General features: G+C 65.3%; 10 protein-coding genes. 8 read left to right on the forward strand and 2 right to left on the reverse strand.

Annotation, left to right across the window (positions count from 1 at the left end; all coding sequences use genetic code 11):
- The first annotated feature begins 195 nt into the window (after window positions 1-195).
- The 8 genes from mdh (at window position 196) to ACQR1F_RS26610 (ending at window position 10,835) form a co-directional block, all read left to right on the forward strand.
- On the forward strand, window positions 196-1,164 hold the full coding sequence (gene mdh / locus ACQR1F_RS26575; protein WP_315800703.1) for a malate dehydrogenase: 969 nt from the start codon (window positions 196-198) through the stop codon (window positions 1,162-1,164).
- Window positions 1,165-1,291: 127 nt separating this feature from the next.
- Entirely contained in the window at window positions 1,292-2,488 is a 1,197-nt protein-coding gene (gene sucC / locus ACQR1F_RS26580; protein WP_434838845.1) for an ADP-forming succinate--CoA ligase subunit beta, read from the forward strand.
- Between the two features lie 55 nt (window positions 2,489-2,543).
- The gene (gene sucD, locus ACQR1F_RS26585) at window positions 2,544-3,428 is read left to right on the forward strand and encodes a succinate--CoA ligase subunit alpha (RefSeq protein WP_172112915.1); all 885 of its coding nucleotides are present in this window, start codon (window positions 2,544-2,546) and stop codon (window positions 3,426-3,428) included.
- Between the two features lie 139 nt (window positions 3,429-3,567).
- Window positions 3,568-6,525 (forward strand): 2-oxoglutarate dehydrogenase E1 component, encoded by a 2,958-nt coding sequence (locus tag ACQR1F_RS26590; RefSeq protein WP_434914150.1) that lies wholly within the window; start codon window positions 3,568-3,570, stop codon window positions 6,523-6,525.
- Between the two features lie 136 nt (window positions 6,526-6,661).
- Entirely contained in the window at window positions 6,662-7,903 is a 1,242-nt protein-coding gene (gene odhB, locus ACQR1F_RS26595) for a 2-oxoglutarate dehydrogenase complex dihydrolipoyllysine-residue succinyltransferase (RefSeq protein WP_434881668.1), read from the forward strand.
- A gap of 66 nt (window positions 7,904-7,969) precedes the next feature.
- A complete protein-coding gene (locus tag ACQR1F_RS26600; protein ID WP_315800699.1) occupies window positions 7,970-8,716 on the forward strand; it encodes an SDR family oxidoreductase in 747 nt (248 codons plus the stop codon).
- A gap of 45 nt (window positions 8,717-8,761) precedes the next feature.
- Complete coding sequence (lpdA, locus tag ACQR1F_RS26605; protein ID WP_434881670.1) at window positions 8,762-10,165, forward strand: dihydrolipoyl dehydrogenase; 1,404 nt, start codon at window positions 8,762-8,764, stop codon at window positions 10,163-10,165.
- A 130-nt stretch (window positions 10,166-10,295) separates the two neighbouring features.
- The gene (locus tag ACQR1F_RS26610) at window positions 10,296-10,835 is read left to right on the forward strand and encodes a hypothetical protein (protein ID WP_316180326.1); all 540 of its coding nucleotides are present in this window, start codon (window positions 10,296-10,298) and stop codon (window positions 10,833-10,835) included.
- Window positions 10,836-11,036: 201 nt separating this feature from the next.
- Here the strand turns inward: ACQR1F_RS26610 and ACQR1F_RS26615 are convergent, their stop codons facing one another.
- Window positions 11,037-11,627: a DUF4337 domain-containing protein gene (locus tag ACQR1F_RS26615; protein ID WP_315800696.1), complete on the reverse strand. Its 591-nt coding sequence runs from the start codon at window positions 11,625-11,627 to the stop codon at window positions 11,037-11,039.
- A gap of 82 nt (window positions 11,628-11,709) precedes the next feature.
- Window positions 11,710-12,612, reverse strand: coding sequence for a tyrosine recombinase XerC (locus ACQR1F_RS26620; RefSeq protein ID WP_434914172.1), 903 nt, complete (start codon window positions 12,610-12,612; stop codon window positions 11,710-11,712).
- Between the last annotated feature and the right edge of the window lie 369 nt (window positions 12,613-12,981).

The raw sequence follows: 12,981 nt of genomic DNA on the forward strand, positions 1-12,981 counted from the left end.
CGGGCACACAGCCGCGAAAAGGCCACGCCAATCATGCTGAAAGGATCATCAGCAGCCGTCGCCCGGTCCTGATCGAAATCAAGGCACGCCCGCCAATTGGCCATAGCGTGACTTGAACGGCCCGGGCGAAAGGGATAACCACCCACTCGACTTTTCAACCTCCCTCACCCCTTCGGGTTCAAAGGAAAATTTGCCATGGCGCGCGACAAGATTGCTTTGATTGGCTCCGGTCAGATCGGCGGAACGCTGGCTCACCTCGTCGGCCTCAAGGAGCTCGGCGACGTCGTGATGTTCGACATTGCCGAAGGCGTTCCACAGGGCAAGGCGCTCGACATCGCGCAGTCCTCGCCGGTCGATGGCTTCGATGCGCACTTCACCGGCGCCAACTCTTACGAGGCGCTCGACAACGCCAAGGTGTGCATCGTCACCGCCGGCGTGCCGCGCAAGCCGGGCATGAGCCGCGATGATCTGCTGTCGATCAACCTGAAGGTGATGGAGCAGGTCGGCGCCGGCATCAAGAAGTACGCCCCCGATGCGTTCGTCATCTGCATCACCAATCCGCTCGACGCGATGGTCTGGGCGCTGCAGAAGGCCTCGAACCTTCCGGCGAAGAAGGTCGTCGGCATGGCCGGCGTGCTCGACTCCGCGCGCTTCCGCTACTTCCTGGCCGATGAGTTCAACGTCTCGGTCGAGGACGTCACTGCCTTCGTGCTCGGCGGCCATGGCGACACCATGGTGCCGCTGACCAAGTACTCGACCGTCGCCGGCATTCCGCTGCCGGATCTCGTCAAGATGGGCTGGACCTCGCAGGCGCGCATCGACGAGATCGTCGACCGCACCCGCAATGGCGGCGCCGAGATCGTCAACCTGCTCAAGACGGGCTCCGCCTACTACGCCCCGGCGGCGTCGGCGATCGCGATGGCCGAGAGCTATCTGCGCGACAAGAAGCGCGTGCTGCCCTGCGCGGCGCATCTCAACGGCGAGTTCGGCGTCAAGGACATGTATGTCGGCGTGCCCGTCGTGATCGGCTCCAAGGGTGTCGAGCGCATCGTCGAGATCGAGCTGGCCGGGAAGGACCGCGAGGCGTTCGACAAGTCGGTCGCCGCCGTCCAGGGCCTGGTCGACGCCTGCAAGAAGATCGCGCCCGACCTGCTCGGCCGCTGATCAGGGGTCATTCACGGGGCGTAGTCTCGCCCACATCGAGTTGCAGGATGTTTGGTATATGGTATACCAGACATCCTAACAACAATTCTGGTCGTCACCCCATCGCGGGTTCGGGGAGCAAGCGCTTATGAACATTCACGAATATCAGGCCAAGGCACTGCTGCACGAGTTCGGCGTGCCGATTTCCAAGGGCGTGCCGGTTCTCCGTCCGGAGGACGCGGATGCGGCGGCGAAGACGCTAGGTGGCCCGGTCTGGGTCGTGAAGAGCCAGATCCACGCCGGCGGTCGCGGCAAGGGCAAGTTCAAGGAGGCCTCTGCCGGCGACAAGGGCGGCGTCCGCCTCGCCAAGTCGATCCAGGAGGTCAACGAGTTCGCCAAGCAGATGCTGGGCGCCACGCTGGTGACGGTGCAGACCGGTCCGGACGGCAAGCAGGTCAACCGTCTCTACATCGAGGACGGCTCGGACATCGACAAGGAATTCTATCTGTCGCTGCTGGTCGACCGCGAGACCTCGAGGGTCGCCTTCGTGGTGTCGACCGAAGGTGGCGTCAACATCGAGGACGTCGCCCACAGCACGCCTGAGAAGATCATCACCTTCTCGGTCGATCCGGCCACCGGCGTCATGGGCCATCACGGCCGCGCCGTCGCCAAGGCGCTGAAGCTCTCCGGCGACCTCGCCAAGCAGGCCGAGAAGCTGACCACCCAGCTCTACAACGCCTTCGTCGCCAAGGACATGGCGATGCTCGAGATCAACCCGCTGGTCGTCACCAAGCAGGGCCAGCTGCGCGTGCTCGACGCCAAGGTCTCGTTCGACTCCAACGCGCTGTTCAAGCACCCGGAAGTCGTCGCGCTGCGCGACGAGACCGAGGAGGACGCCAAGGAGATCGAGGCATCGAAGTACGACCTCAACTACGTCGCGCTCGACGGCACCATCGGCTGCATGGTCAACGGCGCCGGCCTCGCCATGGCGACGATGGACATCATCAAGCTGTACGGCATGGAGCCCGCCAACTTCCTCGACGTCGGCGGCGGCGCCAGCAAGGAGAAGGTCGCGGCGGCGTTCAAGATCATCACCGCCGATCCGAACGTGAAGGGCATCCTGGTCAACATCTTCGGCGGCATCATGAAGTGCGATGTCATCGCCGAGGGCGTCGTGGCCGCGGTCAAGGAAGTCGGCCTGAAGGTGCCGCTGGTGGTGCGACTCGAGGGCACCAATGTCGATCTCGGCAAGAAGATCATCAGCGAGTCCGGTCTGAACGTGCTGCCCGCCGACAATCTCGACGACGCCGCGCAGAAGATCGTCAAGGCCGTCAAGGGAGGCTGAGCGCCGTTTCAGGCGCTCGCTCATTCCTCACCGCAACGCTTTTAGAGAAAGCACGATGTCCATCCTCATCGACAAGAACACCAAGGTCATCTGCCAGGGCTTCACCGGCAAGAACGGCACCTTCCACTCCGAGGCGGCGATCGCCTACGGCACCAAGATGGTCGGCGGCACCTCGCCGGGCAAAGGCGGCTCGACCCATCTCGGCCTGCCGGTGTTCGACACCGTCAAGGAGGCCCGCGAGGCCACCGGCGCCGACGCCTCGGTGATCTACGTGCCGCCGCCGGGCGCGGCCGACGCGATCTGCGAGGCGATCGACGCCGAGGTCCCGCTGATCGTCTGCATCACCGAGGGCATCCCGGTGCTCGACATGGTCCGGGTAAAGCGCTCGCTTGTGGGATCCAAGTCGCGCCTGATCGGGCCGAACTGCCCGGGCGTCATGACCGCCGGCGAGTGCAAGATCGGCATCATGCCGGCTAACATCTTCAAGCCCGGCTCGGTCGGCATCGTGTCGCGCTCGGGCACCCTGACCTATGAAGCGGTGTTCCAGACGACGTCCGAGGGCCTGGGCCAGACCACGGCGGTCGGCATCGGCGGCGACCCGGTCAAGGGCACCGAGTTCATCGACATGCTCGAGATGTTCCTGGCCGACCCCAAGACGACCTCGATCATCATGATCGGTGAGATCGGCGGCTCGGCCGAGGAGGACGCGGCACAGTTCATCAAGGACGAGGCGAAGCGCGGCCGCAAGAAACCGATGGTCGGATTCATCGCCGGCGTCACCGCCCCTCCCGGCCGCCGTATGGGCCATGCCGGCGCGATCATCTCGGGCGGCAAGGGCGATGCCGGCTCGAAGACCGCTGCGATGGAAGCTGCTGGTATTACAGTCTCTCCGTCTCCGGCGCGGCTTGGCAAGACGCTTGTCGAAAAGTTGAAATCCTGATTCAGGACTTAGTGCTTTTCGGCGCGAATATTTACAATAAATAAGGTAAACGGTCCTAACCCGAGCCTGATCCGCGTGCCCCGCGGGTCAGGCATTGCGCCGTTTTGATTGGGCGCATCGAAATTACCAGGACGCCACCATGTCTCGCCAAGATGCGAACGCCGCCTTCGCCCTGTCGTCTTTTCTGCAGGGCACCAATGCCACCTACATCGATGAGATCTACGCCCGCTACGAGAAGGACCCCGCTTCGGTCGACCCGGAGTGGCAGGAGTTCTTCAAGAGCCTGAAGGACGCGCCGGCCGACGTGCAGAAGAATGCGTCGGGCCCCTCCTGGGCGCGCAGCAACTGGCCGGTCTCCCCCCGCGACGACTTGACCTCGGCGCTGGACGGCAACTGGGCCGTCGTCGAAAAGAAGGTCGGCGAGAAGCTCGCCGCCAAGGCCCAGACGAAGGGCGTCGAACTGTCGGTGGCCGACGTCAATCAGGCCACCCGCGACTCTGTCCGCGCGTTGATGCTGATCCGCGCCTACCGCATGCGCGGCCACTTCCACGCCAAGCTCGATCCCCTCGGCATCGAGGCGCCGCGCAACCGTGAGGAACTCGATCCGCGCTCCTACGGCTTCACCGAGGCCGACTACGACCGCAAGATCTTCCTCGATCACGTGCTCGGCCTCGAATACGGCAGCCTGCGTGAGATCGTCGCGATCTGCGAGCGCACCTACTGCCAGACGCTCGGCGTCGAGTTCATGCACATCACGAACGCCGCCCAGAAGGCCTGGATCCAGGAGCGCATCGAGGGGCCGGACAAGGAAATCTCGTTCACCCGCGAGGGCCGTCGCGCCATCCTGACCAAGCTGATCGAGGCCGAGGGCTTCGAGAAGTTCTGCGACGTCAAGTTCACCGGTACCAAGCGCTTCGGCCTCGACGGCGGCGAGTCGCTGATTCCGGCGCTGGAGCAGATCATCAAGCGCGGCGGCAATCTCGGCGTGAAGGAGATCGTGCTGGGCATGCCGCATCGCGGCCGCCTCAACGTGCTGACCCAGGTGATGGGCAAGCCGCACCGCGCGCTGTTTCACGAGTTCAAGGGCGGCTCGGCCAATCCCGACGCGGTCGAAGGCTCCGGCGACGTCAAGTACCACCTCGGCGCCTCCTCGGACCGCGAGTTCGACGGCAACCGCATCCATCTGTCGCTGACTGCCAATCCGTCGCATCTGGAGATCGTCGATCCCGTCGTGCTCGGCAAGGTCCGCGCCAAGCAGGACCAGCATGGCGATCCGCCGGACATGCGCATCTCGGTGCTGCCGCTCTTGATGCATGGCGACGCTGCGTTCGCCGGCCAAGGCGTCGTGGCGGAGTGCTTCGCGCTGTCCGACCTGAAAGGCTACCGGACCGGTGGCTCGATTCATTTCATCGTCAACAACCAGATCGGCTTCACGACCTATCCGCGCTATTCGCGGTCGTCGCCCTATCCGTCCGACGTCGCCAAGATGATCGATGCGCCGATCTTCCACGTGAACGGCGACGATCCGGAAGCCGTGGTGTTCGCAGCCAAGGTTGCGATCGAGTTCCGGCAGAAATTCCACAAGCCGGTCGTGATCGACATGTTCTGCTACCGCAGGCATGGCCACAACGAGGGCGACGAGCCGGCCTTCACCCAGCCGGTGATGTACAAGAAGATCGGCGCCCATGCGTCGACCCTGGAGATCTACTCCAAGCGCCTGGTCGCCGAAGGCGTGATGACCGAGGGCGAGGTCGAGAAGGCCAAGGCCGACTGGCGCGCCCGTCTCGACGCCGAGTTCGAGGCCGGTACGTCCTATCGTCCGAACAAGGCCGACTGGCTCGACGGCAAGTGGGCAGGCTTCAAATCCGCCGACCAGGAGGAGGAGGCGCGCCGCGGCGTTACCGGCGTCGAGATCGACCGCCTCAAGGAGATCGGCCGCAAGATCACCAAGGTGCCGGACGGCTTCCGCGTGCACCGGACGATCCAGCGCTTCCTCGAGAACCGCGCCAAGGCGATCGACAGCGGCATCGGGCTCGACTGGGCGACCGGCGAAGCGCTGGCGTACTGTTCGCTGCTGCTCGAAGGCCACAAGGTTCGTCTCTCCGGTCAGGACAGCGAGCGAGGCACCTTCTCGCAGCGCCATTCGGTGCTGATCGACCAGGAGGACGAGAGCCGCTACACGCCGTTCAACCATCTGGCGCCGGAGCAGGGCCACTTCGAGGTCATCAACTCGCTGCTCTCGGAAGAAGCCGTGCTCGGCTTCGAATACGGCTACTCGCTCGCAGAGCCGACCGCGCTGACCCTCTGGGAGGCACAGTTCGGCGACTTCGCCAACGGCGCCCAGGTGTTGTTCGACCAGTTCATCTCGTCGGGTGAGCGTAAATGGTTGCGCATGTCCGGCTTGGTCTGCCTGCTGCCGCACGGCTACGAGGGCCAGGGCCCCGAGCATTCGTCGGCACGCCTCGAGCGCTATCTGCAGATGTGCGCCGAGGACAACATGCAGGTGGTCTATCCGACCACGCCGGCGAACTACTTCCACGTGCTGCGGCGACAGTTGCATCGCGAGATCCGCAAGCCGCTGATCGTAATGACGCCGAAATCGCTGCTGCGCCACAAGCGCGCGGTGTCGCGGCTCGAGGAGCTCGCCAAGGGCACGACGTTCCACCGCATCCTGTACGATGACGCGCAGATGCAGGCGGACGACAAGACCAGGCTGGTGCCGGACGAGCAGATCCGCCGCATCGTGCTGTGCTCGGGCAAGGTCTATTACGACCTCTATGACGAGCGCGAGAAGCGCGGGCTGAACGACGTCTACCTGATGCGCGTCGAGCAGCTCTATCCGGTGCCGCTCAAGGCGCTGGTCGCCGAGCTCGGCCGCTTCAAGAACGCCGAAGTGGTGTGGTGCCAGGAAGAGCCGCGCAACATGGGCGCCTGGCACTTCATCGAGCCCTATCTGGAATGGGTGATGAACCAGACCGGCGGCAAGAGCAAGCGTCCGCGCTATGCCGGCCGTGCCGCCTCTGCAGCGACCGCGACGGGCCTGATGTCGAAGCATCTCGCCCAGCTGAAGTCGCTGCTCGACGAAGCCTTGAACTGAACCTGCCTTTTTGACGCGCCCCGCAACCTGCGGGGCGCAAGTACATCGCGTTGATCGTCCGTCCCGCATCGCTTGCCCGCCGCAAGGCGATGGCGGACCGGCTTTATGACCGCACGGGTTATTGAGGACAAAGACCATGACTGAAATTCGCGTTCCGACGCTGGGTGAATCCGTCACCGAAGCCACCATCGGCCGCTGGTTCAAGAAGGCCGGCGACGCCGTGGCGGTCGACGAGCCCCTCGTCGAGCTCGAGACCGACAAGGTGACGATCGAGGTGCCCGCGCCGTCGGCCGGCACCTTGGGTGAGATCATCGCCAAGGATGGCGAGACCGTCGCCGTTGGCGCGCTGCTCGGCCAGATCACCGATGGCGCGGCCGCTGCGAAGCCGGCCGCTGCTGCTCCCGCCGCGACTCCGGCGAAGCCCGCCGCGGCTGCCCCTGCTGCCGCTCCAGCGCCGGCCAAGGCGCTGCCCGCCGATACGCCGCAGGCCCCGTCGGTGCGCAAGCTCTCCGCCGAGAGCGGCGTCGATGCCACCACCGTGCCGGGCTCTGGCAAGGATGGCCGCGTCACCAAGGGCGACATGCTGGCGGCGATCGAGCGCGCCGCCTCCGCCCCGACCCCGGTCAATCAGCCGGCGGCTTCCGTGCAGGTGCGTGCGCCGTCGCCGGCGGATGACGCCGCGCGCGAGGAGCGCGTGAAGATGACCCGGCTGCGCCAGACCATCGCGCGCCGCCTCAAGGACGTGCAGAACACCGCGGCGATGCTGACGACCTTCAACGAGGTCGACATGACCAACGTCATGGCGCTGCGCAGCCAGTACAAGGATGTGTTCGAGAAGAAGCACGGCTCGAAGCTCGGCTTCATGGGCTTCTTCACCAAGGCCGTCGTGCAGGCGCTGAAGGACATCCCGGCCGTGAACGCCGAGATCGACGGCAGCGATCTCATCTACAAGAACTACTACCACATCGGCGTCGCCGTCGGCACCGACAAGGGACTGGTCGTCCCGGTCGTGCGCGACTGCGACCACAAGTCGATCGCTGACATCGAGAAGGGCATCGCCGATTTCGGCCGCCGCGCCCGTGACGGCCAGCTCAAGATCGACGAGATGCAAGGCGGCACCTTCACGATCACCAATGGCGGCATCTACGGCTCGCTGATGTCGACCCCGATCCTGAACGCGCCGCAGTCCGGCATTCTCGGCATGCACAAGATCCAGGAACGGCCGGTGGTGGTCGGCGGCAAGATCGAGGTCCGGCCGATGATGTATCTGGCGCTGTCCTACGACCATCGTGTCATTGACGGCAAGGAAGCCGTGACCTTCCTGGTGCGCGTCAAGGAGAGCCTGGAAGATCCGGCGCGGCTGGTGCTGGATCTCTGAGGCGAACGACGACTTGACGAATTGAGGCGCGCCTGGCAGCGCGCCTCAGACCTAACGGGGGCCAGCATGACCGACAGGGTTGCAGTGATCACCGGCGGCAGCCGCGGCATCGGCCGCGCCACTGCCCTTGCCGCGGCGGCGCGCGGCTTCAAGATCGTGGTCGGCTACGCCTCGAACGAGGCGGCAGCGCAGAGCACGGTCGCCGCGATCGAGGCCAAGAACGGCAAGGCGATCGCGGTGAAATGCGACGTCGGCCGCGAGCACGACATCCTCGCGCTGTTCAAGGCCGCCGACAAGTTCGGCACGCTCGGCGCGCTCATCAACAATGCCGGCATCGTCGGCCCGACCTCGCGCGTCGACGAGATGAGCGCGGAGCGCATCGAGCGGCTGATGGCGGTCAACGTCACCGGCAGCATCCTCTGCGCCCGCGAGGCCGTGAAGCGGATGTCGACGCGGCATGGCGGCCAGGGTGGCGTCATCATCAACCTGTCGTCGGTCGCCGCCAAGCTCGGCTCGCCGAACACCTATGTCGACTACGCCGCCTCGAAGGGTGCGATCGATTCCTTCACCATCGGTCTGGCCCACGAGGTCGCGAGCGAGGGCATCCGCGTCGCCGCCATTCGCCCCGGCCTGATCGATACCGACATTCACGCCTCCGGCGGCGAGCCCGATCGCGCCCATCGCCTCGCGCCGATGGTGCCGATGAAGCGCGTCGGCACCGCGGAGGAAATCGCCAATGCCATCGTCTGGCTGCTGTCGGACGAGGCCTCCTATGTCACTTCGGCCATTCTCGACGTGTCGGGCGGACGCTGACGACCGTCATCATCTCTGACTACAAAGCTTACGGAACATTCGATCATGGCATCCTACGATCTCGTCGTCATCGGTACCGGACCCGGTGGTTATGTCTGCGCCATCCGCGCGGCGCAGCTCGGCATGAAGGTGGCCGTGGTCGAGAAGAACGCCACCCTCGGCGGCACCTGTCTCAATGTCGGCTGCATGCCGTCGAAGGCGCTGCTGCACGCGTCTGAATTGTTCGAGGAGGCCGGGCACTCCTTCGCCAAGATGGGCATCAAGGTCCCGGCGCCGGAGATCGATCTGCCGGCGATGATGAACTTCAAGCAGCAGGGCATCGACGGCAACGTCAAGGGCGTCGAGTTCCTGATGAAGAAGAACAAGATCGACGTGCTCGTGGGCAAGGGCAAGATCCTCGGCACCGGCAAGCTGCAGGTCACCGGCAATGACGGTGCTGCGCAGACCGTCGAGACCAAGAACATCGTCATCGCCACCGGCTCGGACATCGCGCGCCTCAAGGGCATCGAGATCGACGAGAAGCGCATCGTGTCCTCGACCGGCGCGCTGTCGCTGGACAAGGTGCCGTCGAGCCTGCTCGTCGTCGGCGCCGGCGTGATCGGCCTTGAGCTCGGCTCGGTGTGGCGCCGCCTCGGCGCCAAGGTCACCGTGGTCGAATTCCTCGACCGCATCCTGCCCGGCATGGATGGCGAGATTGCCAAGCAGTTCCAGCGCATCCTCGAGAAGCAGGGCTTTGCGTTCAAGCTCGGCGCCAAGGTCACCGGCGTCGACACGTCGGGCGCGACGCTGTCGGCGACCATCGAGCCCGCAGCGGGCGGAGCGGCTGAAAAGATCGAAGCCGATGTCGTGCTGGTGGCGATCGGCCGCGTGCCCTACACTGAGGGACTCGGTCTGCAGGAAGCGGGCGTCATCATCGATAATCGCGGCCGCGTCCAGATCGATCATCATTTCGCGACCAGCGTGCCCGGCGTCTACGCCATCGGCGACGTCGTCGCGGGCCCGATGCTCGCGCACAAGGCCGAAGACGAGGGCGTCGCTGTCGCGGAGATTCTCGCGGGCCAGGCCGGCCACGTGAACTACGACGTCATTCCGGGCGTGGTCTACACCACGCCCGAAGTGGCCTCCGTCGGCAAGACCGAGGACGAGTTGAAGCAGGCCGGCGTCGCCTACACCGTCGGCAAGTTTCCGTTTACCGCGAACGGCCGTTCCAAGGTCAACCAGACCACTGACGGTTTCGTGAAGATCCTCGCCGATGCGAAGACCGACCGCGTGCTCGGCGCCCATATCATCGGCCGCGAGGCCGGGGAAATAATTCACGAGGCCGCCGTATTGATGGAGTTCGGTGGCTCTGCCGAGGATCTTGCGCGCACCTGCCACGCGCATCCGACGCGCTCGGAGGCCGTCAAGGAAGCCGCGCTTGCGGTGGGTAAGCGGGCCATCCATATGTGACGGACGCCCGGAGGCGCCTTAGGTGGGTGCGACAAAACGCCCCGCTTATGACGCTGAACCGAACGGCAAGGCGCGAGGTCCTATCGTCATAGCGGCCTCAACCCTCGAGGCCCGGCGGAGATGGAGTCCGATGCTGCGCCGCCTGCTTCAGCCGTTCTGGGTTCTGCTTGCGATCATCTTCCTGATCGAAGCTTGGTTGTGGGACCATCTCGAGCCGGTCGTGGCGCGCATCGTCGCCGCGATTCCGCTGCGGAGCTTGAAGCACTGGCTTGCCGCGCGGATCGAGACGCTGTCTCCGGCGCTGACCTTGATCGTCTTCGTCGTGCCGGTCGTGCTGCTGTTTCCGCTCAAGCTGCTCGGCATGTGGCTGCTGATGCACCATCAGTGGAAGCTCGCGCTGGCCACGATCGTGTCCGGCAAGATCGTCGGTGTCGGTGTCACCGCATTCATCTTCGACGTCACGCGCAGCAAGCTGCTGCAGATGGGCTGGTTCGCCTGGCTGTATGAGGCCGTGCTCACGCTGCGCAGCAAAGCCTCGGCCCTCGTCGAGCCGATCAAGCAGCGTGTCCGTGAGGTCGTCGGCGAGTTGCTTCGGGGCAATACCCGCGGCTGGTCGGCCCGCGTGGTTCGCCAGATCCTGCGCTTCCGCCGCAGCGTGCAGGCGCGCTGATCAAGAAGAGCCATTGGGCGGCATCATTCGCCTGCTCACCACCCGCGTCATTCCGGGGCAATCGTCCGTGTGCAGCCGCAAAGCGGCAGCGTGCCGGCGATTGAGCCCGGAATCTCGAGATTGTTGAGAATGAACGCAAGCCAAGCTTGAGATTCCGGGTTCAAGGCCTGTGGCCTTGCCCCGGAATGACGGCTTTCGTGGCTAATGCAGATGCAAGAGATGCGGCTGAAACAGGCCGAGCAGCGTCATGGCGATCCCGATCAGCGCGAGCCCACCGGAGGCCCAGGCCAGCACGATCATTCCCGTAATGATCGTCGCCGACGCCAGCACGATGCCGATCTGGAAAGCGGCCGACGCCAATTCGTAGTGGTGATATTTCGCCGTCGCCTCGTCGCGCTCGTGCTCGGCATGCTTGGCGCGTTCGGCCAATTGTTCGCTGCCTTCGCCGGTCTCCGGCTCCGAACGATAGCGCGCGGCATTCTTCTGCCAGTCATCGATCTGCTTCTGCAACGCCGCCTTGGCCGCCTCGTCCGGCAGCGCCGGCAGGTTCAGCTTGCCCTGCTCGGCTGCGGTCTGCACCACGGTGCGGCGCACGGTCTTGGCCTGGAAGAAGGCCCAGAGGTTGGATGCCTCGACGTTCTTGCTGATCGATTCGGTCTGCGCGCCCTTGCCGAGCGTTTCCGACAGCGCCAGGAACAGCGCGATGACGGCGATCAGCAGCGCGATCTTCTTGTTCTCGCCGGAGGCATGCTCGGCGTGCTCCGCATGCTCCATGCTCTCATGTGCGCTCATCTGTTCCCCTCCGGATCAAGCGAGGGAGACGATTGCCGGAACCACGGTGGTCGCGCAAGGGAAACGATGTGACGGAACGGTGTCAGCGCCGCGGATGCGCCGACGCGTAGACCTGCAGCAGCCGTTCAGAATCGATGCCGGTATAGATCTGCGTGGTCGACAGCGAGGCGTGGCCGAGCAGCTCCTGGATCGCGCGCAGATCGCCGCCGCGCGACAGCAGGTGCGTGGCGAAGGAGTGGCGCAGCGCGTGCGGCGTGGCGCTGTCGGGCAGGCCGAGCGCGCCGCGCAGCCGCTCCATCGCGAGCTGAATGATGCGCGGGCTCAACGGACCGCCCTTGGCGCCGACGAACATCGGCCCAGCTCCCGGAAGCGGGTAGGGGCAGAGCCTGGCGTACTCGTCGATCAGCTGCAGCACGTTCTGCAGCACCGGCACCATGCGCGTCTTGTTGCCCTTGCCGGTCACGACCAGCACGTCGCCTTCGCCCGGCCGCGGCACCTCGCCGCGTTTCAATCCGAGCGCCTCTGAGATGCGCAGGCCGGAGCCATACAGCAGCGCCATGACCGCGGCGTCGCGCGCCAGAACCCAGGTCTCGCGGGTCTCGCCGGCACGCTCGTCGGCATCGGCGAGGCGCTTGGCGGCGTCCATCGGCAGCGGCTTCGGCAGGCTCTTGGCGATCTTTGGCGCGCGGATTCCCGAGAGGGCGCCGACCTTGCCTTTGCCCTCGCGCTCCAGGAAACGACCGAACGAGCGCAAGCCTGCCAGCGTCCGCATCAGGGAGCGTCCGGCGATGTCGTCGGCGCGCCGCATCGCCATGAAGGCCCGGATGTCGGCGGCTTCCAGCACCGCAAAGCGCGCCAATGTCACCGGCTCACCCCAATGGGTGCAGAGGAATTGCAGGCATTGCCGCAGGTCGCGGGCATAGGCCTCGACCGTCTTCGGGGACAGCCGGCGCTCGCTGCGCAGATGCGCCAGCCACTGCATCATCGCGCGCACCACGCCGTCATCGGCGCCGATCAGGTCGGAGAGCTCCGGCGCATCGTCGGCATCCGTTTCAGGTGGTCGCGTCTGCTTTGCCATGCGTGCGTGCCCAGCGATGGGACGAGGTCCTGCGAGCTTGTCGGCCGCCGCGAATGCGGTCTGCGCCTCTCCCCGCCTGCGGGGGGAGGTCGGATTGCATCGTCAGATGCAATCCGGGTGAGGGGGTACAGGTCTCACGGCGAACACGTCCCGTGCGTCTGCCCCTCACCCCAGCCCTCTCCCCGCAAGAGCGGGGCGAGGGAGCGCAGCGGCGCTCGCGGCGAGAAGCTCGGTCTCAACCCGTCGGTTCATCTATATATATCGCATCCTCGTCCT

This window comes from Bradyrhizobium sp. HKCCYLS3013, from assembly GCF_051167615.1.
GTDB lineage: Bacteria > Pseudomonadota > Alphaproteobacteria > Rhizobiales > Xanthobacteraceae > Bradyrhizobium.

Bases quoted from the DNA above. Each gene is read 5' to 3' on its own strand.
- ACQR1F_RS26615 (WP_315800696.1), bottom strand. From the start codon at position 11,627: ATGAGCGCACATGAGAGCATGGAGCATGCGGAGCACGCCGAGCATGCC.
- ACQR1F_RS26610 (WP_316180326.1), top strand. From the start codon at position 10,296: ATGCTGCGCCGCCTGCTTCAGCCGTTCTGGGTTCTGCTTGCGATCATC.
- sucC (WP_434838845.1), top strand. From the start codon at position 1,292: ATGAACATTCACGAATATCAGGCCAAGGCACTGCTGCACGAGTTCGGC.
- ACQR1F_RS26590 (WP_434914150.1), top strand. From the start codon at position 3,568: ATGTCTCGCCAAGATGCGAACGCCGCCTTCGCCCTGTCGTCTTTTCTG.
- mdh (WP_315800703.1), top strand. From the start codon at position 196: ATGGCGCGCGACAAGATTGCTTTGATTGGCTCCGGTCAGATCGGCGGA.
- lpdA (WP_434881670.1), top strand. From the start codon at position 8,762: ATGGCATCCTACGATCTCGTCGTCATCGGTACCGGACCCGGTGGTTAT.
- sucD (WP_172112915.1), top strand. From the start codon at position 2,544: ATGTCCATCCTCATCGACAAGAACACCAAGGTCATCTGCCAGGGCTTC.
- ACQR1F_RS26620 (WP_434914172.1), bottom strand. From the start codon at position 12,612: ATGATGCAGTGGCTGGCGCATCTGCGCAGCGAGCGCCGGCTGTCCCCG.
- odhB (WP_434881668.1), top strand. From the start codon at position 6,662: ATGACTGAAATTCGCGTTCCGACGCTGGGTGAATCCGTCACCGAAGCC.
- ACQR1F_RS26600 (WP_315800699.1), top strand. From the start codon at position 7,970: ATGACCGACAGGGTTGCAGTGATCACCGGCGGCAGCCGCGGCATCGGC.